Raw genomic sequence first — 22,965 nt, forward strand, 5'->3', positions numbered from 1 at the left:
ATGACGCTCTCCCTAATTTTTTCATTGGCCGATAACAATGCCATCGGGCGCAACAACGACCTGTTGGCCTACGTGTCCGATGATCTGAAACGATTTAAACAACTCACTTCAGGTCACCCCGTGATCATGGGACGACGCACTTTTGAATCGCTGCCAAAGGGCGCCCTGCCCAACCGTCACAACATTGTGGTCACCCACCAGAAAGGGTACATAGCTCCGGGAGCATCGGTGGTACACACCCCCTCGGAGGCACTGGCTTTGTGCGAATCCGACGAAGAGGTATTTGTGATTGGTGGAGCCACCATCTACAAATTGTTTTTGCCACTTGCTCACAAACTCTATGTCACGCTAATACACCACACATTTCCGGATGCCGACACCTTTTTCCCTTGCATCAGACCCAACGAATGGCAGGAAGTGTCGCGACAGGGCATCTGCACAGATGATAAAAGTGGTTACCAATACTCATTCATTAACTACGAAAGGGCTCATTAAGAGCCCTTTCGTAGTTAATAACCGATATTTAAAACCGAGTTTTATCTTTTCATCATCTTTGCCACATATTCGATGGCAAAAACCAACCCAAGTCCTACCAATGCTGCGACAACAGCCGGCACCAATAAGGCAGCCTGCCCCGAAACGGCTTCATAGGCAGTGGGCAACACATTGCTTTCAGTCAATGGCTTGGTCACACCGTGTGAATTGATATAAGTTGAGGTCACCTCTTTCCAAGGCCACACCTTATTGAGCGACCCAACCATGAAACCGCCCAGCACGGCAACAGTAATCGCATGATACTTCTTCAGCAGCCAGGTCAACACATTTGAAAAAGTAATAATACCCACACCGGCACCTGCCATAAATACCAAAATAACTGCCACTTTCATTTCCTTAATGGCCGACATCATAAACAGATATTTACCAAGCAAAAGCAAAATAAAACTACCGGAAATACCCGGCAAAATCATTGCGCAAATGGCAATAGCACCCGACACAAACACAAACCAGGTAGCATTGGTCGTTTCGGTGGGAGAAACGGTGGTGATCCACCATGCCAGCAAGGTTCCGGCCACAAAACCGACCACAACCTGTATGTTAATCCTGTTCAACTCTCGCATAATATACCATACCGAAGCCAAAATCAACCCAAAAAAGAACGACCAGGTCACAATGGGGTGCGTTTCTAAAAGCCAAGTCATTAAGCGAGCCAACGACAAAATGCTCAAGACAATCCCCAAACCTAAGGACAACAGAAAATTAAGATTGGCTGCTTCCCAAATTTTTTTTACTCCGCCATCCTTTTTCCATAGAACAGGTAATGCAGTCGGAAGCCCCTTGATGGAAGCCAGCAACTCTTCGTAAATACCGGTAATAAATGCGATGGTACCTCCCGACACTCCGGGTACCACATCGGCAGCTCCCATAGCGATGCCTTTGAGGGATATCAATAAATAATTAAGAGGAGTTCGTTGCATGAATATTTATTTTTCTTGATTTTTAATCAACACCACAGCCCCGTACTGATTGGGCATTTCGACAAAGACTTCGGGAATTTCGCGCGCAAACTCATCCACAGCAACCGTTACTCCGGGCCAATTGTGGTTGTAATTTTCAACCACCATCGTTCCCCCAGGAACGAGCAGCGGATAAAAGAACCTCAACCCATCAATGGTCGATTGATACAGGTCGGCATCGAGATGCACAAAAGCAAATGCCTGACCTTGCACTGCATTTGCGGTGTGTGGAAATACACCCTTATGCAAAAAAGTATGAGGCTCGTTTAACATTGCTCGCACTTCGTCAACACTGCAATTGGCATAATTGGCACGACCAATGCGTTCGCGACTGTCGAAGTGTTCATGAATCATTTCGGCCGGATGTCCGCTAAAAGTATCAAACAGATGCAATTCACGATCAGGGAGCGTCTGTCGCATGATGAGCGCCGATGCACCTTTGTAAACCCCCACTTCGGCCAATGCCCCGCTGATTTGATGCTTGTTGATACGTTCTAACTGGAGCCACAACAGGTAAAACCATACTTTCTCCCTCTCGCGGCGTTCCAAACGCAACAAGCCGGGTGAAAGCAGCTTCTCTTTCACAAAATCGAGCCATCGAAACGGCTTGAAGAGTTTATAAGTCCAAAAACTCCAGTAGTAACTCAGCAACACCCACGCAATGGCATTCAGAAAAAGAAAATTGAGAAACTGAAAGGTGCTCATCATAAAAGATGATTAATAGTTCAACAGCGCATTACGCAAAACTTCAAAACGCTTCTCGTAATCTTTCATCGAAAGACGAATCACTTCGTGGGCCTCTTCGGCGTTATAAATGTGAGTAATTTCCGACTCGTTGCTCAAACCGGGCATGTCTTTGTAAGTAAGAAAATAGTGCTTTAAACGCTGTATCACCAGCTCGGGCAATTGCGAAATATCGGTAAATTGACCATACACCACATCCCCTTTTAGCACCGAGATGATTTTATCGTCGGCATGATTGCCGTCAATCATCCGAAAACCTCCAATGGGAATGGCCACAGCTAATAAATCACCGTGCGGCACATCCTTTTCGGTAATGACACATATATCAAGCGGATCGCCATCACCCTTAATGTTCTCACGACCGGTTTTAGCAGAACAGAAATTACCAACATGCTCACCACAATAGGTTTGCGGAATAAAACCATAAGGGGTGGGAACCACGTTGGAATATTTTTGAGGACGGTCGATGCGTAAATAACCGCTTTTTTTATCAATCTCGTACTTAATGGTGTCCGTGGGAACCACTTCAATAAAACAAGTGAGAACTTCAGGGGCATCGTCACCAATATCAATCCCGTGCCAGGGGTGTGACTTATATCGCAAGCCCATCAAGCGACCAATGGGATCCATCAAACTATTTGTGGACATATCGGTGTGTTTAGGTTTTTCTTTGATTTTTTGCATTGTGCCACAAAAATAAACGTTTTGCGATCGCTTTCATGTCCTCGCTATAAATAATGCCAATTCGTGTGTTTTTTTTGCATTGATGAATGAGATAAACCCATTTACCCCCCCCAGCCGGAACGATCGAGACTTCGATATTGGACTGCTTCGGCAATATGATGAGCCTGAATGGCATCCATCCCTTCGATGTCGGCAATGGTGCGACTCACCTTAAGTATGCGATCGTAGGCACGGGCCGAAAGCCCTAACTTTTCCATGGCATTCTTCAAAATCTGACTCCCCCCCTCGTCCGGAACGGCATATTGACGCAACAAACGGGAACTCATCATTGCGTTGCAGTGTACCCCTTGATGCCCCGAGTACCGTTGCGCCTGAATTTTGCGTGCACGCATCACCCGTTCTCTAATGACTTCGCTCTTCTCGGCAGCAGGTGCAGTGCCCAACTTACTAAAGGGTACCGGTACCACTTCTATATGTAAATCAATGCGATCGAGCAATGGACCCGATATGCGCCCAAGATACTTCGATACAGCGCCTGGAGCACACACACACTTTTTATCGGGATGATTGAAATAACCGCACGGGCAGGGATTCATACTGGCTACCAACATAAAACTGGCAGGATAATCGATGCTCGAACGCGCGCGCGAAATGGAAATGTGACGATCTTCCAAGGGTTGACGCATCACTTCAAGAACTGTCCGCTTAAACTCGGGTAACTCATCGAGAAACAAAACACCATTATGAGCCAACGAAATTTCACCGGGTTGCGGATATGAACCACCCCCTACAAGGGCAACATCAGAAATGGTGTGATGAGGACTCCGAAACGGACGTCGCGTGATGAGGGACGTATTCGACCCGATTTTTCCGGCCACCGAATGAATTTTCGTGGTCTCAAGAGACTCTTCCAACGTCAAAGGGGGCAAAATCCCGGGCAGACGTTTGGCCACCATGGACTTACCGGCACCTGGAGGGCCTATCATGATGAGATTGTGCCCACCGGCAGCTGCAATCTCCAAGGCTCGTTTCACACTTTCCTGACCTTTCACATCGGCAAAATCATCTTCACCATCGGCAAAAATACCGGCAAATTCTTGTTCAGTATCCACCACAAACGGCTCCAAATTATTCATCCCGGCCATGAAATCGGCCACCTGACGAATATTTTCGGCACCATACACATCAATTCCTTTCACCACAGCAGCCTCACGAGCATTGCTCATTGGCAATATCAGCCCTTTAAAACCCTCCTCCTTGGCTTTAATGGCGATGGGTAAAACCCCTTTGATCGGTTGCAAACTACCATCGAGCGATAATTCACCCATGATAATGTATTTCGACAACAAATCCTGAGAAATTTGACCCGAGGCTGCTAAAATACCCACCGCCAGCGGCAAATCATAGGCCGATCCCTCTTTGCGGATATCAGCTGGTGCCATGTTTATAATAATCTTGTAACCCGGCCATTTAAACTCCGACACTTTTAAGGCCGATTCGATGCGCTGCTGACTTTCCTTTACAGCATTATCGGGCAGACCGACCATAAAAAATCGAATGCCGGGAGAAACACTTACCTCGATGGTGATGACCACGGCATGAATACCGGATACCGCAGCTCCGAAAGTCTTGACTAACATAAAGCAGATGTTAAGGGTTAGGCGAATGGCTGTAAAACACCATCACGTCACTAAATTTACATCACCTGAAGGACTTTACAAAATTCTGATAAGGAGAAATAAAAAAGGCCGGCAAAAAATTGCCGACCCACCCAATTTATGAATCACAAAAAATCAAAAAGTCAAATTCACGCCGGCAAAAAACTTCGCCCCGATTTGATCGGCAAAAGCAAATTCGTTACTGCGGTCATCAAGCAGGTTTCGCACATTGACAAACACCTTGTTGTCCTTCATAAATTCATAAGACACTTTCAAGTTAACCAAAGTCTTGGCCGAAATTTCATCAGTGCCAAACGCGCTATAACTACGGTTCATCACAAAAGTTTGTTTGCCGTAATAATACAAGGTAGTATTGATGTTCCACTTATCCTTAAGAATATAGTTAACACCTGCTCCACCATAAAACGAAGGAGTCGCTTCGTGATCCTGACTGACCAACTCAGTAGTTTTCACCTCATTGGTGGCTTTGACTTCGCCAACGGGCAGCCCATTACCAGCTATCATGGCGCCCATCACCGCTTTCGTCCCTGCATCTATGGTCAAAGCATTCAAAATTTCGAAAGTACTCTTTGGATAAAAATTCTCCAACTCTGTTTTTTGCCAGGTACCAAAAACGTTCATCGTCAGATTACGACTCATAGCTACCTGCACGTTGGCAGAAACCCCGGTTTGAATCACCTTCAGGTCAAAATTGTGGTAACTGATCCAACCTTCCAAACCACCCGGAACGGGTGTCGGAACCGGAGAAGTCGGATAAACCGTCACATTGTACATTTTTAAACTGTCGGGAATAAACCAACTGTAATCGGTGGCAGTATTGCGAAATACTTCAAACTCGGCTTGGATGTTCTTAATGGGCTTTACGCGGTAACCAAACTCAATCATGTCCATTACCGGAAGTTTTAGATCCTGCTTACCATTCCAATTGATATTGTAATATCCAGGTATAGTCTCCCACTTATAGTTCGAATACGTATCGGCCATGAAAGGACCACGATTGGCGCGAGAATACACAGCACGCAACATGTGGTTATCATTGATTTTATAAGACCCGACAAATTGCCAGGTGAAATAATTTTTATCAGGCTTGTTGTATTTATCACCTCGAATGGCACCAATCAAACGCAGTTTCTGAAACAGGGTATAATCAGCACGTAAGAAATAAGACAGAGAGCTCAACTCCTTTTTACCGTTCAAATAACCTTCATGTTTAGCAGCATCCACTTTTTTACTGTCATCGTAAAAAGTCTCCTGATAGCTGACACCGGGGCGAAGGGTGAGGTTCTTGAACTTGTATTCATACTCAAGATTTAGATTGAGGATATCCTCCATGATGTAAAACCCTTTACTCATACGTTCATAATCACGCTCCCCAAACAGATAATTGGCCTGAAATTGAAACCCGTAAGCCTGCGCCCGCAAATCGGCATAATGAGTCTCCGAATCACGCGTGATCAAAGGATTCCATTGATTCCCGAGAGCAGAAGAGAGCACAACTGATTTTTGAGAACCCAGTGCAAAATCCACATTGACCTTTTCAGAGAAAGGCATCGAACCGGAGATGTTAGCTCCAAATTTTTCACCGGCTCGTTCATTCATCGGTTCTTTTTCATAAATATCTTCTTCGAGCTTCACCTTATACAGGGGTTTCATCTCCTCGTATTGTTCGTCGAAAAATGACTGCGGATGATACTGACCATCACCATAATAATAATGATCTTTATTAAAACGCCCATTCCACTGATAGTTCCCTGAAAGACGCAATTTCAACTTTTCTCCAACGCCAAAACTTCCGGACACGTTGGCCAGTTTAGAATTATTGTTCCCGACAGCATTATCAGCATGAACCACCAATTTTTTATCAGTCGATTTTTTAGTGATGATGTTGATAGTTCCCGTCACAGCGTTGGGACCGTAAAGAGCACTGGAGGCACCGCGGATAATTTCAATCCGCTCCACATCACTCACCTCAATGGGAAGAGTTTCCCATAAAGTCCCGCCAAAACTATAATTGTAAACCGGACGGTTGTCGATCATCAACAAGGTAAGCATGTTCTCCGAATAGAGTAACATATTGTTGGAAGGGATGTTATCAAACCCACGAATGTGCACATCATAGTTTCCGGGCGTCTTTTCACGCACAATCACCCCGGGAGCCATCCGAAGCGCCTCAGGAATATTGGTCACCCAGACTGTTCAATTTGCTCTTTTGAAATTACCGTTGTTGAGAGGGGAGACTCCATTGACTTTTCGGCCTTTTTGGAAGCCGCCACCACATCTTTGTTCAAAAAATACTCTAAAATTTCATCTGCCGACATCCCAAAACGGTTGGCTACAGTCATTAAATCTTCGAGAGAGAGTTGCAACAAATCGTTGTAAGATAATTGTCGAATTTGCGCCTCGCTCATCTCAGTAACATTCAATGAAGAAACCTGAGCGTGAGCGACACCCACACAACTAATCAAGCATGCCAGTATACCGGCGCGCCAAAATCGCTTTGTCATAAAAATGAAAGGATTATTAATTAATCGACCACGATTCCCAGGTTCGCCAATGCAGAACTGGATTTAAGGCCTTGTTTTTCGATATTTTTTCGAGAGACTTCAAACTTTAACTTATCTCCATCCTGCACGAAACTAATGCCAGATCCCTTTGCGGCCAGGTTTTTTCCATCGCTGACCACCAACGTATGCTTTCCATTAACATTGGTCAACAAGCTCGATAGCATCCCAGACTTTGAGGGGGATAAATAGACAAGATGACATCCATTAAGATTGTCGAGACTGGTATAATCCACCACTTTAATGGGCATATTACCAACTCGTTGAGTTTGGGCAATGGTTTCAAGTTCGGCAATCAATTCAGAGTTGCCAATGACCACAATCACAAACTGGTTTCCTCGTGACGCTGCTGGCCACTCAATGTTTTTTGTGAAGTTAAAAATAAAGAGTGCCTTAAATCGCTCCTTCTGAGCAAAAAGGGAAGAAGTTCCCATAAGGCAAAAAACTACAATTAAAAATAAAAGTCTTTTCATGGCTAGGAATTTACCTCTCAAAACTGCACATTATTATGCTGACATCAACTGTTAATTTGAGGAAATTTTTCACATTGTTGACGAATTGACCAAAAAGTTTGACAAGCATTCATCGCTAATATGCGATAGGCACAGTAAAATGAAAGGCTGCCCGATGGGGCAGCCTTTCTGTGATATAAGCAAAATGAATTATTTCAGCAAGTCCACAACCTGATTGAAGACGTTTTGCGGAGTGAATCCAAACTTCTCATCCAACACTTTGTAAGGCGCTGAGAAACCAAAGCTGCTCAATCCCCATACTTTACCGTTGGCACCCACCAACCCTTCGAGGGTCACGGGCAAACCGGCAGTTAGTCCAAACACTGGCACACCGGCAGGAATCACCTCTTGCTGATAAGCAGCCGGTTGATTGCGGAAAAGACCTTCAGAAATCACAGAAACCACCTGTACTTTCAAGCCTTTTTCGGCACGCAACTTGGCAGCTCCGTCAACCAGTGTTGACACTTCAGAACCGCTTGCCAACAACACCACATCGGCTTTGCCTTCGGTTTTTTCAACAATATAAGCACCTTTTTTACAAGCCTGAGCTTGAGTGTAGTTTGAACCTGGCAGGTTGTTGATATTTTGACGCGACAAAATCAATGCAGTAGGCGTAGAAACGTTGTTCAAAGCCATCTCCCAGGCCACAGTCGCTTCTTCAGCATCGGCAGGACGCAGAACCAACACACTGTTTTCACCATGATGGTTTTTCAGTTTTTCCATCAAACGGATTTGAGCTTCTTGCTCAACAGGCTGGTGAGTAGGACCATCTTCCCCAACACGGAAAGCATCGTGCGTCCAAACATATTTCACGGGCAATTGCATCAAAGCAGCCATCCGCACGGCAGGTTTCATGTAATCGCTAAACACGAAGAATGTTCCACAAACGGGAATCACGCCACCGTGTAAGGCCATACCGTTGGCAATAGCAGCCATGGTAAGCTCAGCAACACCGGCCTGAAGGAATGAACCGCTGAAATCGCCTTTGGTGAAAGCAGTGGTTTTTTTGAGGAAACCATCAGTTTTATCGGAGTTGGCCAAGTCGGCCGACATCACAATCATGTTCTCAACTTTACCGGCAAAAGCGGCCAAACAAGTTGCCGATGCAGCACGGGTAGCCGAGTTAGCAGCCTGCTGAATGGCACTAAAATCGAACTGAGGCGCTTTACCCGACACGAAAGATGCCAGTTTAGCGGCCAATTCGGGATTGGCTTTTTCCCAAGCAGCTTGCTCAGCTTTTTTGGCAGCCACAACTTTCGCTTTTTCGGCATGTGCAGCTTTCATAAAGTCAGCCACATCGGGGAAAATCACGAAAGGATTTTTAGGGTCTCCACCCAAATTCTCGATGGTTTTCTCGAGCGAAGCGCCTGCTTCGCCAAGAGGCATCCCGTGGGTCGAAACTTGCCCCTCGTAGCTGGTACCATCAGCCTTGCGAGCACCTTTACCCATGAGAGTTTTACCAATAATCAGGAATGGTTTATCGTTTTCGGCATGAGCCGCTTTTAGGGCTTCACGAATTTCGGCAGGATTGTTACCATTGATAGTAACCACTTTCCAGCCCCAGCTCTCATATTTCTTAGCAGTGTCTTCACATGTCACAGCTTCGGTTTTGGTTGAAAGCTGCACATCGTTTGAATCGTAGAACATGATCAGGTTATTCAAGCCCAAGTGACCGGCAACACGACCGGCACCCTGAGAAATCTCCTCCTGCACACCTCCGTCAGAAATGAAAGCATAAATTTTATGGTTCATCCAGTTGCCAAAACGAGCAGCAAGGAATTTCTGAGCAATGGCAGCACCAACCGCCATGGTGTGACCCTGTCCGAGAGGACCGGAGGTGTTTTCAACACCGCGTTTCACATCCACTTCGGGGTGTCCGGGTGTGGGACTGTCCCATTGACGGAAGTTAGAAACTTCGTCCATGGTGTATGTTCCGGTCAGCGCCAAAGTTGCATAAAGCATAGGCGACATGTGACCGGGATCGAGGAAAAAACGATCACGCAAAAACCAAGTACGGTCAGCAGGATCGTAATTTAAAAATTCACCAAAGAGAACACTCATAAAATCGGCACCACCCATGGCACCACCGGGGTGACCCGACTTGGCTTTTTCAACCATCGACGCCGCCAAAATACGGATATTGTCGGCTGTTCTTGTTAAAATCTTGTTGTCCATTCTGTTATTGAGTTTTACAGTTTTCGAGCATGATGATAAAAGCCATACAAGGCTATTTATGAAACAGATATCGACCAGTGATACAAATCAATAGGAATTCGATATTTTTTCAGCGCAAAAATACATTTTTTATCCGACCCCCTTTCATCACATTGGTGTTGAAATCAGTAAAAAGAGTGGAAAATATGGTAACAGCACACCGGGGTACCCACGTAACGAGCAATAGCAACACGTTTAAAATCAAAAGAGAGTCACCTCACTACAATTGGAAAACACAACAATGAAGAACTACTTTACCATCATCAAAACATACGAAAAAAGCGGGTCACCCCAAACAGGGCGCCCGCTCCAACATATACTCAACAAAGGTTTGGTTACTTATTTAGAAACTTGAAAACCATCGGACTGCCGTCAGACAAATCAATACAGAGCAAATAAAGCCCCTTACGAGATAAACACATCGGAACTAAAAGCTGCTCTCCCCCCGGATGTACTCCTTCAACCACGACCTGACCGGAGGCATTCATTAAACGATAACTTACAATGCAGGCTGCATTTCGAATCAAAATGTGTCCATCAGCAAACTGCGGATCTATTTCAGGGAATTCATTGATCGGTGCATCAACGCCATCAGCGATATCAAACACAGCTTCCACAATCAAATTCTGCGACACGTTAGCATCTACTCGGGGATTATCGATGACATCGTCACACCATTTCAAAAACTTATACCCCGGAGCAGGAACAGCCATGACTGCACTTCCCGATTCGCCATATTGAACCGTTTGAGTGGTTTCGCCCTGAACGGTTCCGTTTTCTCCCCCAATATAGGTGAGAATGTATTTCTTTTTGACAAATTCGATAGAAACTTCAATGTTACGTGTTAATGTAACGTTCAGCTCCACAAAAGCAGATACTGCCTCACCATTCACGAGCCATTGCTTCACATCGTACCCTTCGACCAATTGGGCTGTCAACTGCACTTCAGATCCTTCGAGGAATTTAGCCCCACTGTTCGCGGCGTGGCTGTTGACATAAGCATACAAATCGCCCCCCACATTGTCCTTCACCGAATAAGTGATTGAATACTGAGGAATGGGCTCAAACTGTACCACCACTGAAGTGGCCGATGTCAAACCATTGATTTGACTGGTTAGACCTTCATTATCATCGGGCGTGTCGTTCACCAGCCATTGTTTCAAGCGATATCCAGCATCGGGTACAGCTGTTAATGTAATGATGGATCCATGGCTAGCGAAACTTCCGGACTCTATCGTTTTATTGCCAATTTTAGCAACCAAAGTACCGTTACCACCATCGACTTCAAAATTGACCACATAAGTCTTGGCTTCAAATTCAACCTGCACCTCAGCCATCTCGGAATAGTTGGCCAACGACAATGATTTTCCATACTCGCTTTGCACAACACCATTAACAAGCCATTGCTTCACTTTGTAGCCAACATCGGGGGTGGCAGTGAATAAGATGGTTTTATTGTGCGTCACTTCATCGCCTGACAAAACCAATTGCTCATCCACTTGAGCAATGAGTGTCCCATTCCCTTCAGCACCTTCGGAGGCAACCACGGAATACTGAATCGGATAGCGACTTATTTCGTAGGCCACTTGAACAGTCGAGTTTCCTTTAGGAATGCGATGAGTGTAGGAATTTGACTGGTTATCGGCAACCACCAGACCGTCGACCCACCAATTTTGCACACGGCATCCAACAGAGGGAGTCGCAGTCATCATCACTTCTTGGCCATATCCCACAAGCGTTCCGGAAGCTATATCATTGCCATCAAGAGTCACGCTAAGCGTTCCCCCATTATTTTCAAGAGCACCATTGGTAATAACACCGTGTTCTAAAACATATTCCTGCTCATTTAACGGTTTCTCGGTAAATGCAACCTTAATGGCTGCGTCGCCGGCAACCACATGCATCAGGGTTGTTTCAGTATTTCCAGCAAGGGTGACGCCATTAATGGTCCATTTTAAAACAGCGTAATTTAAAGCTGGAGACGCAACCACATTAACGATTTGATCAATCTCCAACGGACCGGCTACAAATGGCAGTCCCTCAACGGTTGCAGTAACGTCACCGTCACTTCCGTCAAGACTCACCGACACATCATACATCTTCACATGCACCTGATACAAGCGTGCCCCTTGCGCGGGGAAAAACGACGCGATCGATTGTTTAGCCACTGTGATGGTCAAAATACCATTCGCCGGATCAACGGCTTTGGTTCCAATATAAGTCAACCCGGTGGCCAAAGTCAAATCGACCGTTTTTAATTTGGCGCACAATGAAAAAGCGCCGGCTCCCAAATTTTGCAAAGAGGGAAATGCAATATCTTGGAGCTCTTTACAATTATAAAAAGCACTATTCAATACTTTTTTTACTTTAGGAGCCGAAACGTTAGTCAGTTTAATACAACCATTAAAAGCACTCCCATTTATAATGGTCACGTTTGCCAAATGAGCTGTCACCAAATTATTGCAACTAGAAAAGGAATTTGCACCAAGTGTGTGCACATTCGGCAAGGTCACCTCCGTTAAAGCGGTACAGCCGGAAAAGGCGCTATTGGCGATCTCAACCACCGACTCGGGAGCCGTAAATGATGCATCAGCCTTACTTTGGGGATATACAATAAGCTTCGTTTTATTTTGGTTATAAATAATCCCGTCTTCAATCACAAAATTAGGGTCATCTCCCACGATAGAAATATTTGTCAACTTGGGACAATTTGAAAAAGCACAGTCCCCAATGGTCGTTAAAATCGATGGCAAGGTAATCGTCTCCAGCAAGGGACAACTAGAAAAACCATAGCCCCCAAGCGTGGTAATTGCTGACGATGAAGCTTCAATGGTTTTAAGTGTCTGACTGCCACAGAATGCATGCCCAACCACCGTAGTTGTTGTAGATGGGATTGTATATAATATACCGGCCTTAGAAGGAGGATAGGCCACCAGTCGTTTCATATCCTTACTGAACAGTACACCGTCAACTACCGTAAACGCGCTGTTGGATGTTGAGATTTCAAAGGCCGTGATGCCGGTTCCTACCATTGCCGAACCGCCATAAATGGTTAACCCATCCGGCAGGGTGAAAGATCCTGTCAAAGCACTACAATAGCGAAAAGCATAAGCATTGAGCTTGGTCACTTTAGGGATGGATGCCGAGGATAACTTTTTACAACTTTCAAATGCTTGTGATTCAAGGATGGTCACTTCCGGCATCTCAACAGACACAAGATTGACACAAGACTGAAATCCACGCTCCTTAATCACAGTTACTTGAGGCAACTTGACAGAAGTGAGTGCTGTTACACCCATAAACGACAAACCACCCACCGTTGTCACAGTCGGAGGAGCTTCATAAGTTGTAGCAGTGAGTCCTCGGCCGTAGGCTAAGATTATTTTCATTTCCTTATCGTACAAAACACCCCCCACAGATGTAAAATGAGGGTGATCATCAGCAACAGTAATGGTAGTCAGTTTAAGACAACTAGAGAGGGCACCCGCCCCAAACTTCTGGAGAGATGTAGGCAACACAATTTCAACCATTTGGTTATTGGCATGAAAGGCCACATCGCCAATCTGTTCAATTTTTGGCATATCGATTGATGCCACGTTCACACAACTCCTAAAAGCCCTTTGCCCGATAATCTTCACCTCGGGCATCTCAACGGATTCAAGCGCTGAGCAGCCATCAAAAGCAAATTCACCCACTTCGGTGACTGCATTGGTGTTGACCATCTTAATGGTCTTATTTTCCTGAAATACATTGGGAGCAATTCTGGTTACCTCAGCAGGAATGGTAATCGCTTCAGGCGGGTTAATCCATGAAGTGAGCACACCATCTTCTATTACATATCCTTGGCTTTTGACCAAAAAAGCGCAACACAATGCGGCTAGCAGTGTAAATGTTTTTTTCATCTTTTTATAATTTGATTTTTACACATCAGATGTCACTCGCCAATCGTCATCCCCGTGATTGAGGAAAGATTACGCAAGCTCGTTTCATCTTTAAATATCTAAGTAGGGTTCTAAAAACAGGTCAAAACTGCATAAAAAACTCATTATCACCAAACAGCAGCAACCCGAAAGGGTTAGAAAACACATCACAACGCCCCCCTACCTAAAGGTGTCATCAACCAACTGTACCGCCTATGTGCAATATTCAACGAACATCATCAAAAAAGATAAACACAGCTCATAAAGCGTGTGTTTACGCGCATTTGAGAAACCACAACGGAAACGTTCAATTTCGTGAGTCGGTGTGAATTATTTAACACATCCATCAAATAGTCAAACATACAGCCCAACTTTTTTTAACAAAAAAACACCTGAAAAAATTTACACGATGAGAATGAATCGCCTATTTTTGTAAAAAACCATGAATCTGACACCATGGAACACCCAGCCAAAATTGCAGACATCAAGAATGTAGGAAACCTATTACTTGAAATCGGATCTTATCTGATGAGTTCAGGCGCCAACAGCCATCGAATTCGCAACACCATCAACCGCATCTCACAGACCTTTGGCTTTCATGCTGAATTATTAATCACACACCGGGCACTAATGATTTCGGTAAGCGATGATACGGACAGCCAGTTCTTCAGCAGTCTTAAACGCACCTCCCCGCACGGCGTTAATTTCCGCATGGTGTCTGGCATCAGCCGCATGACTTGGCGGGTCGTGGAAGAAAATTGGACAATTGAACAAATCGAACAAGAACTTGCACGCCTGGCTGCACTCCCGCATTTTCCACGACTCATCACACTCACCTTTGTTGCATTGGCAGGAGCATCATTTTGCAGACTCTTTGGGGGAAATTGGTTTGATATGATGGTTGCATTTGGGGCTACTTTTTCGGGACTGTTTATCCGCCAGGAAATGATTAAAAAACATTTCAACCCCTATCTGGCCATTTTTGCGGCATCACTCACGGCGTCACTCCTATCGGGCTTCTACATGAAATACGGCATCAGTCTTACCCGCGAACATGCCTTTACCACATCAGTATTATTTCTGATTCCGGGAGTTCCACTCATTAATTCCTTTTCGGACATGATTGACGGCAACCTTATGAATGGTATTGTACGCGGCATGAACGGACTCATTATCGCATTTGCCATTTCCTTAGGGCTGCTATTGGCAAAACTGATTTACCAAATTTAATTCACCTCCCCATGATTGATTGGCTTCACTTTGCAGAAAAAGGTATCTGGTTGGGCTTTGCAGCTGTGGGATTCGCGATTCTCTTCAATGTTCCCGTACGAACGTTATGGATCATCTTTATCGTAGGCGCATTGGGGGGACTCACCAAAGCGTTCATCATGTCGTTTGATCACAGCGTCATTATGGCTTCATTTGCCGGAGCAACGGCCGTGGGCGTTTTGAGTGTATTTGCATCCCACAGCAAACATTCGCCGGCATTGGTATTTGCCATTCCATCGGTAATCCCGATGGTTCCGGGCGTATTTTCCTACAAAACCATGCTCGGCCTTATTCGACTGGCCGGCAATACCACCACGGATGATTTTTCAACCATCATCAACGAAACAGTCAACAATGGTCTCAAAGCATTATTCATACTGCTAACGTTGGCCATAGGCGTTGCGCTCCCCTTGCTCATCACCCGCAAGGAATCAACAAAAGATTTGCTCTTCGTCAAAAAAGAAGAAACTTAAAAGAAAAGAGGCAACATCCTAAACGTTGATTCAATAAAAATGGGTGATGAATGATGTGTCACCATCATCATTCGTCACCCATTTTTAACCCATTCATCCACCTCAACAACTACACTTTACCCAAACTACCCTGTAAAAAAACCAATAATTTTCAATCGGGAACAAAAAAATTATCTATTTTTCGCTCCTCCAAATAGAGGGTTTTGACCTGATAAGAAAAGAAAACGTTGTCTGAAAAAATGGATGAAAAGACCCAAATATAAAGAAGGGCAATTCCGCAGTTGCATGAAAGAATCATCTGAAAACAAGCTAAACAAAAGACTTTCAGGCAACCGACAAAATGAACCAATTTAATCATTAATGGTTATTAAACGATGCCGTTATGCAAATAAAGGCATCATTTACAACGGCCGGGTAATTACTACGGCGCCATGTGATGTGCCAATAATGGAGGGAATAATTAAGCAAAAAAAAATCTCTTAACTATATCAATTAGAATTATCATGCAAAATGCCTACGCAAAATTTGCCGAAAGACGACAAAAACTGGAAGAACAATACAACGACGAATATTTTTTAAAACAACACAAGCGCGGAAAACTCACCGCTCTGGAACGCATTCATTTGCTGTTTGATGAGGATTCATTTGAAGAGATGGACGCCTTTTCTCCTCCGGCAAATGTCTCTTTTGGCAAATCGACCAAAGCCATGGGCGACGGTGTCATTGCAGGTTATGGAACCGTCAATGGACGCCAGGTATTTGCCTTCGCACAAGACTTTAACGTTTTAGGCGGCTCACTGGGAACAGCCCATGCCAACAAAATCATCAAGATACAGGACATGGCTCTTAAAACGGGCTCCCCCATTGTAGGGCTTATTGATTCCGGAGGAGCACGCATACAGGAAGGGGTGTCAAGTTTGGCCGGATATGCCGGCATATTCCGCCGTAACGTATTGGCATCTGGGGTCATCCCTCAAATTTCGGTCATCATGGGACCTGCTGCCGGTGGTGCCGTTTATTCTCCCGCACTCACCGACTTTATCTTCATGACGGCCGACACCAGCTACATGTTCGTCACCGGCCCCGATGTGGTAAAACAGGTACTTAACCAGGAAGTGACTCCAGAAGAACTGGGTGGGGCGTCCGTTCATGCTTTTAAATCGGGCGTGGCCGACTTTGTATTCAACGACGACGAACACACCATTCTGGGTGTGAAAGCGTTACTCTCATTCCTGCCCGACAATCACATCGAAAACCCTCCCACCATGGTGAGTGACGACCCGGTGGATCGCATCGACGAACAGCTCCGAAAAATGGTTCCTGACGATCCGAACCAACCCTACGATGTGCGCGACATCATCAAAACAGTGGTCGACAAAAACCGGTTCCTCGAAATTGCCGAAAACCATGCCGCCAACATCATCACCGGCTTTGCACGCATCGGCGGATATGTGACAGGCATCATCGCCAACCAACCCAAAGTTCTTGCCGGTGCATTGGACATCGACTCGAGTGTGAAGGCTGCACGATTTATTAATTTCTGTGACAGCTTTAACATTCCAATTGTCACATTTGAAGATGTACCGGGATTCCTTCCGGGAACCGATCAGGAACACAGTGGCATCATTCGACACGGTGCAAAACTGCTGTATGCATACGCACGTGCCACCGTGCCAAAAATCACGGTGGTTCTTCGTAAGTCATACGGTGGAGCATACATTGTCATGAACAGTAAAAACCTGGGTGGCGATTTCAATTTTGCATGGCCAACAGCCGAAATCGCCGTCATGGGGCCCGAAGGTGCCATTGCCATCCTCTACCGCAAAGAACTTGAAGCCGCTGAAGACCCTGAAGCGCTCAAAAAAGAACTGGCCGCCAAATACCGCGATGAAATCGCAAACCCTTACATCTCTGATGAAAAAGGGTTTATCGACGAAGTCATTGACCCAGCCTACACGCGTCTCAAGCTCTATCGCGCTCTCAAGGTACTGGAAAAGAAAACCGTCACCCTGCCAGGCCGAAAACACGGCAACACCCCTCTTTAATCTAAATTTTACCAACTGAAAGAAACGCATTCATCGGAATGAAGATCAATTCACGTTACGCTTAAAACAATGATTCAATCTATATTAATCGCCAATCGCGGAGAAATTGCCATCCGCATTGCCCAAACGGCTAAGCGCATGGGCATCACCACCTATGCCATCCGAACAGCCAAGGAGCCCGAGGCTCTCTATTTATCGGCTGCTGATCATGTGATCAATTTTCCGAATACAGATAGCACCATACCCGAATTTCTCGACATCGAAAGTATTGTTGCCATCGCCAAAGCAAACGGCATTGAAGCCATCCACCCTGGGTATGGGTATCTTTCGGAAAATGCGTTGCTAGCCGATCATTGTCAACAGACAGGCGTCATTTTCATCGGGCCACCGGCCAACGTCATTAGAGCCATGGGCGATAAAATTACGGCCAAAGAGATTGCCGGAAAAGCGGGCATTCCCATGCCGGGAGGCAGCAACGGTGCTGTGAGCAATGTAGAAGCGGCCACGCAAGCAGCTCAAAAAATCGGCTTCCCTGTCATTATTAAAGCATCGGCAGGCGGTGGTGGACGCGGCATGCGCATCGTTCATAAGGCTAAAGAACTACCACGTCTTTTCAACGAAGCCTCATCCGAAGCCCTTCGTGCGTTTAACGATCCTTCGGTTTTTGTAGAAAAATACCTGGTATCGCCCAAGCACATCGAGATGCAGGTGGTGGCCGATGCTCACGGAAACATCATTCATCTTGGTGAACGTGAATGTTCGGTACAACGCAAACACCAGAAACTGATTGAAGAAGCACCGTCACCCGCTTTAACACCGGCATTACGGGCGCAAATGGCCGAAGCGGCTGTTAACTTAGCTAAAGCCGTTAACTACCAAAGCTTAGGAACCGTTGAATTCCTACTCGATAAAGACAACAAATTTTACTTTATGGAGATGAACACCCGCATCCAGGTAGAACACCCCGTTACTGAGATGATTACCGGTGTTGACTTGGTGGAATTACAAATACGCATCGCTTCAGGTGAAAAATTACCCATCTGCCAGGCCGATGTCAAGCAAAATGGCTGGGCCATCGAATGCCGTATTAATGCAGAAGACGTACAATCCGGTTTTGCACCCGCAACAGGAACCATTAAAGGCATACGCTTTCCACAAGGGAACCACATTCGCTTCGACACAGGAATTGCACGAGGCAGCGAAGTCACCCCTCACTTCGACTCAATGATGGCCAAACTCATCGTTCATAAAGCCTCCCGCAAAGATGCCATCAAAGCAACCATGACAGCCTTGCAACAACTACACATCAAAGGCGTGAAAACAACCATTCCGTTTTGCAAAGCAGTAATGGACAATAAGTTATTCAAATCGGGAAACTACAATACTTCGCTCATCGAGGAACAAATGACTGATTTGGTTTATCGTGAAGAAGACGAAGAAATTTTGGCTACATTACTGGCCATCAGCCACTACACACGTGAGCACGAACAAGTATCATCCGAAATGGGATCCATTGATCCTTGGGTTCTGAAAAAACGACTAAAATCTTTATAACCGGATACCCCAAATCAATGACCTCAAAATCGAGTGGATGAATAACAATTGAAACATCGAAATCCAATGAACATTTTTTCAAAAAATAAAGATAAAAAACTCATTGCCAGAGTAAAATCGGGCAAAGATCTCGCTTTCAGCGTCCAAAACAAACAAGAGTTTGTTCACAAACGAAAAACATACAACACACTCCTGATTGAAGAACTGGACGGCATGACCACCCTGATGGTCAACAATGAACGTATCCCTGTAGAAATTGTATCGATAAAACAAAACGAATACGAAATCATGGTCAATGGCGTGTCATACTTCATTTCCGTTGAAACACCCTTTTCGTACGAACGCAAAAAAATGCTCGAAAAGCAGCAACAAAAATCTGGGAAAGAAGTGATTAAAGCCCCCATCCCCGGTAAAGTACTGGAAGTGATGGTGCAAAAAGATCAAGCGGTGAACGCCGGTGATGCCTTGCTGGTACTCGAAGCCATGAAAATGCAAAATACCATTTGTGCCTCTCGGGCCGGAATTGTAAAAAACGTCACCGTAACAGCCGGCAGCGTTGTCTCAAAAGACGATGTGATGGTTGAAATCGGTTAAAGAAAAAGAAAGGCCTGCATGTAAATCATGCAGGCCTCTACCCAAATAAATCCCCCTATCTAAAAATATCATTTCATCACAATAGATGGCCTTGCCGGTGCAAACTTGTCCGGGTCTATGGCTTTGGTCAACCAATTTTCACCCATTTTTTGCCAGTTAGGTTCTGCTTTAGCATTGATATAACGCTCCCAATCATAAATCCCGGTCTCCTGGGCAATGCGCTTAAACTGCATGGTCACAATGGCGCTGTTCAATATCACCACCGAACGAATCATTCCCTTTTCCTTAAACAAGCGCTGTCCCTTGTTCATTTCCTGTTCTGCTTCGCGAGTTAATGGCTTCAGATCACGCATATCTACAAATACTCCAAATTCGCTGGGAAAATCTTCCAAAAACTTTTCAGAATCTAACACCCACTGGCTCATTTCTTCTTTACTTATCGTTTGTGCAAACGTCAAACGGACTCCATAATGGGTCTTTTCAATTTGATACATAACTTCTCAGATTAAAGGTTAAACTTGTTCGCTAAGTTTGTGAATGACCATCAGACAATCACATTCATAACGTTACATTCACAATAGTAGCTGAAATTATGAAAATTTGAAAATATTATTGAGTAACAATTAAAAATATATAGACGAAATACCAATTCTGCATGATTAATGAATAAATCACAATCATTCAGAACCATGGATAAAAAAAACCCCGAAAAAAATCCGGGGTTAAATCATATCTAAATCTTAAATAATCGTATCAATCACGACGATTCATATACACCATCACATAGTAAAGCAGAGTCGCTAACGAGGACAAAGCAGCAATCAAATACGTGTAAGCAGCCCATTTCAACGCATCTTTAGCATATCCTTGGCTAGCCGATGATGTCACGCCATTGGTACTCAACCAGGCTAATGCCCTGCGACTGGCATCGACTTCAACAGGTAGGGTAATGAAAGCAAAGAGTGTAAAAATAGCATAACACACAATGATAATCTCCAAAGCCAATTTCATCGGCATCACCGTTGGCAACAAAAAAGCACCAACAAACATCGCAATAAAAATAAAATTGAGAACTTTACTACTCACACTCTGTAATGGAACCAACATGGTTCGCAATCGCAACATTGAATAACTGTGGGCATCCTGAATTGCATGACCACACTCGTGAGCTGCCACCGCAGCTGCAGCAACATTACGGCCATGGTAAACGGCAGAGCTTAAATTTACAGTGCGATTTTCAGGATTATAATGATCACTCAAAGTCCCGTCAACAGAAACAACATTGACATTGTATATCCCATGACTCTCGAGCATCCGAACGGCCACTTCCCGGCCTGACATATTTCCCTGCGAAGGGATTTGCGAATAACGCTCAAATCGACGCTTCAACTGCCAGCTAGCTAAACCACTTAAAGCTGCAAAACCGATAAAAATGAACAACAAAGGGGAGAGTACCATAACTTGATATATTTTGAAAACAACAATCAGGTTGTGTCAAAAATCCTGCCACGACAAACGGCACATCAACTCTTCGGTTTAATTTTTAAGCGTTGTCCAACTGCCAGTCGGCGGGAATCGGTAATGTTATTCAACTGCATGATGTCGGTATTTGACACTCCGGGAAACTTTTGAGCAATGGTCCATAAATTATCCCCATTTTTCACAGTGTAATAAATATACTCCCCATCAGTAGTGGTTACAGGTGATGATGACACATTGGCAGTTGATGACGAACTATTTGTCTCTGATTTTACATAAAGCGAGCTGCGCTCTTTGGGCACATAAATGGTCAACCGTTGTCCTGCTCGTATCAGCATTCGACTATTAAGATGATTCCACCGTCTCAAACTAGATAAACTAATTCGATATTTCTCGGCAATATGTCCCGGGGTTTCGCCAGAACGAACCTTATGCGTGATCTTTACACTATTAAATGGCGCATCTGGCGCAACATCACCCGTTACCGGGGTGGCTAACAATTTATCGGAAGCAAAATACTTTTCCCGGTTAACATTAAAAATTGAGTCTTCTAAAGATGCAAAAGCCAAAGAATGCTCCAAAGGCAGGCACAACGGGTAACTTTTTTTGATGGCAGGAACCACATCGGCACGGTATTGAGGATTGAGTTCGCGAATCATATCCATCGAACAATTTAAAACCATGGCAACCTGCTCAAAATGCAAGGGCTTGTCAACCATAATAGTGTCAGCCGTTTGGGGCAATAAAGTCGGTCGTGGCATCAAATTGTGATCACGATAATAATTCATCACATAAGCGGCTGCAATAAAGGCAGGGACATAATTACGCGTTTCGCGGGGCAAATATTGATAAATTTGCCAGAAGTTTTGTTTCCCACCACCGCTGCGCCGAATGGCCTTATTCACATTCCCGGGACCACAATTATAAGCCGCCAAAGCTAAATGCCAATCGCCATAAATTGCATACAAATCACGCAAAAAACGCACTGCTGCATCGGTTGCCTTTTGTGGGTGCATGCGCTCATCGAGATAGGAATTAACCTCAAGACCATACATTTTTCCGGTACCATACATAAATTGCCAAAGCCCGGTAGCTCCAACACGCGAACGAGCACGGGTATTCAAAGCCGACTCGATGATAGGCAGATACTTCAACTCCAAAGGCATATTGGAGGCATCCAAAGCCTCTTCGAACATTGGGAAATAATACTCAGAAAGACCTAACATCCGTTCAACCAAATCGCGTCGACGAATGGTATAAAGCTCAATATATCGCTTTACGGTTTCATTATAAAGAAATGGAATGGGCGACATCAGCTCTGTCAGCCGTTTTTGGTAAACTGAATCAGGCAAAGATGTAACCATCATCAAACTGTCAACGGTCACCGAATCGGGTACCATCAACGACAAATCACCGCCATTGGCATGCCATTGACTCACTAAACTGTCCAAACATTGCGACATTTGCAGGTTTTCATCGTCTTCTGTTTCTATGTCATTGGCTTGTTGTGCCGATAAACAAACTGGAAACAGGAATGTGACCACAACACAAATGTTGCTGACACGTCGTAGGCGCTCAATGGCTCTTTTCATTGCTTTATTTTTAACCACCTAAATCCTTACATCGAGGGACAATAGGATATTTAGTAATCTGTTTTTTCACGTCAACCGGATTGTACACTTATTCCGAACGATCTACTTATTGTATATCTATACTTGATTGC

General features: G+C 44.8%; 18 protein-coding genes. 6 read left to right on the forward strand and 12 right to left on the reverse strand.

What is annotated here, in order from left to right; all coding sequences use genetic code 11:
• The gene (locus LX69_RS04225; protein WP_111444580.1) at window positions 1-495 is read left to right on the forward strand and encodes a dihydrofolate reductase; all 495 of its coding nucleotides are present in this window, start codon (window positions 1-3) and stop codon (window positions 493-495) included.
• Between the two features lie 41 nt (window positions 496-536).
• Here the strand turns inward: LX69_RS04225 and LX69_RS04230 are convergent, their stop codons facing one another.
• From LX69_RS04230 to LX69_RS04270, 9 genes are all read right to left on the reverse strand, one after another.
• Window positions 537-1,475 (reverse strand): DUF368 domain-containing protein, encoded by a 939-nt coding sequence (locus LX69_RS04230; protein WP_111444581.1) that lies wholly within the window; start codon window positions 1,473-1,475, stop codon window positions 537-539.
• Window positions 1,476-1,481: 6 nt separating this feature from the next.
• Entirely contained in the window at window positions 1,482-2,219 is a 738-nt protein-coding gene (locus LX69_RS04235) for a TylF/MycF/NovP-related O-methyltransferase (protein WP_221621271.1), read from the reverse strand.
• A gap of 12 nt (window positions 2,220-2,231) precedes the next feature.
• Window positions 2,232-2,906, reverse strand: coding sequence for an inorganic pyrophosphatase (locus LX69_RS04240; RefSeq protein WP_111444678.1), 675 nt, complete (start codon window positions 2,904-2,906; stop codon window positions 2,232-2,234).
• Window positions 2,907-3,043: 137 nt separating this feature from the next.
• Window positions 3,044-4,582 (reverse strand): YifB family Mg chelatase-like AAA ATPase, encoded by a 1,539-nt coding sequence (locus LX69_RS04245; protein WP_111444583.1) that lies wholly within the window; start codon window positions 4,580-4,582, stop codon window positions 3,044-3,046.
• Between the two features lie 153 nt (window positions 4,583-4,735).
• Entirely contained in the window at window positions 4,736-6,808 is a 2,073-nt protein-coding gene (locus tag LX69_RS04250; RefSeq protein WP_111444584.1) for a TonB-dependent receptor plug domain-containing protein, read from the reverse strand.
• Window positions 6,805-7,125 (reverse strand): hypothetical protein, encoded by a 321-nt coding sequence (locus tag LX69_RS04255; protein WP_111444585.1) that lies wholly within the window; start codon window positions 7,123-7,125, stop codon window positions 6,805-6,807. The genes LX69_RS04250 and LX69_RS04255 overlap by 4 nt, the downstream gene beginning before the upstream one ends.
• 20 nt (window positions 7,126-7,145) lie before the next feature.
• A complete protein-coding gene (locus tag LX69_RS04260; protein WP_170124233.1) occupies window positions 7,146-7,616 on the reverse strand; it encodes a YfiR family protein in 471 nt (156 codons plus the stop codon).
• Window positions 7,617-7,844: 228 nt separating this feature from the next.
• On the reverse strand, window positions 7,845-9,869 hold the full coding sequence (locus LX69_RS04265; protein WP_111444587.1) for a transketolase family protein: 2,025 nt from the start codon (window positions 9,867-9,869) through the stop codon (window positions 7,845-7,847).
• A gap of 374 nt (window positions 9,870-10,243) precedes the next feature.
• Window positions 10,244-13,810, reverse strand: a complete 3,567-nt coding sequence (locus tag LX69_RS04270; RefSeq protein WP_111444588.1) for a leucine-rich repeat protein — start codon at window positions 13,808-13,810, stop codon at window positions 10,244-10,246.
• Window positions 13,811-14,284: 474 nt separating this feature from the next.
• Between LX69_RS04270 and LX69_RS04275 the strand changes: the two genes are divergently transcribed.
• From LX69_RS04275 to LX69_RS04300, 5 genes are all read left to right on the forward strand, one after another.
• Window positions 14,285-15,058, forward strand: coding sequence for a threonine/serine exporter family protein (locus tag LX69_RS04275; RefSeq protein ID WP_111444589.1), 774 nt, complete (start codon window positions 14,285-14,287; stop codon window positions 15,056-15,058).
• 11 nt (window positions 15,059-15,069) lie between these two features.
• Window positions 15,070-15,570 carry a threonine/serine exporter family protein gene (locus LX69_RS04280; protein WP_221621272.1) on the forward strand — a complete coding sequence of 167 codons (501 nt, stop codon included), beginning with the start codon at window positions 15,070-15,072 and terminating at the stop codon, window positions 15,568-15,570.
• 503 nt (window positions 15,571-16,073) lie between these two features.
• Window positions 16,074-17,615, forward strand: a complete 1,542-nt coding sequence (locus LX69_RS04290) for an acyl-CoA carboxylase subunit beta (protein WP_111444591.1) — start codon at window positions 16,074-16,076, stop codon at window positions 17,613-17,615.
• 69 nt (window positions 17,616-17,684) lie between these two features.
• Window positions 17,685-19,169: an acetyl-CoA carboxylase biotin carboxylase subunit gene (locus LX69_RS04295; RefSeq protein WP_111444592.1), complete on the forward strand. Its 1,485-nt coding sequence runs from the start codon at window positions 17,685-17,687 to the stop codon at window positions 19,167-19,169.
• Between the two features lie 66 nt (window positions 19,170-19,235).
• Window positions 19,236-19,763, forward strand: a complete 528-nt coding sequence (locus LX69_RS04300) for an acetyl-CoA carboxylase biotin carboxyl carrier protein subunit (protein ID WP_111444593.1) — start codon at window positions 19,236-19,238, stop codon at window positions 19,761-19,763.
• A 68-nt stretch (window positions 19,764-19,831) separates the two neighbouring features.
• Here the strand turns inward: LX69_RS04300 and LX69_RS04305 are convergent, their stop codons facing one another.
• The 3 genes from LX69_RS04305 to LX69_RS04315 all read right to left on the reverse strand — a co-directional run bounded on the left by LX69_RS04305 (window position 19,832) and on the right by LX69_RS04315 (window position 22,834).
• Window positions 19,832-20,257, reverse strand: a complete 426-nt coding sequence (locus tag LX69_RS04305) for a hypothetical protein (RefSeq protein ID WP_111444594.1) — start codon at window positions 20,255-20,257, stop codon at window positions 19,832-19,834.
• A 259-nt stretch (window positions 20,258-20,516) separates the two neighbouring features.
• Window positions 20,517-21,221 carry a zinc metallopeptidase gene (locus tag LX69_RS04310; protein WP_111444595.1) on the reverse strand — a complete coding sequence of 235 codons (705 nt, stop codon included), beginning with the start codon at window positions 21,219-21,221 and terminating at the stop codon, window positions 20,517-20,519.
• A 65-nt stretch (window positions 21,222-21,286) separates the two neighbouring features.
• Window positions 21,287-22,834: a lytic transglycosylase domain-containing protein gene (locus tag LX69_RS04315; protein ID WP_111444596.1), complete on the reverse strand. Its 1,548-nt coding sequence runs from the start codon at window positions 22,832-22,834 to the stop codon at window positions 21,287-21,289.
• Window positions 22,835-22,965 lie beyond the last annotated feature (131 nt).

Source organism: Breznakibacter xylanolyticus, assembly GCF_003254275.1.
Classification (GTDB): domain Bacteria; phylum Bacteroidota; class Bacteroidia; order Bacteroidales; family Marinilabiliaceae; genus Breznakibacter; species Breznakibacter xylanolyticus.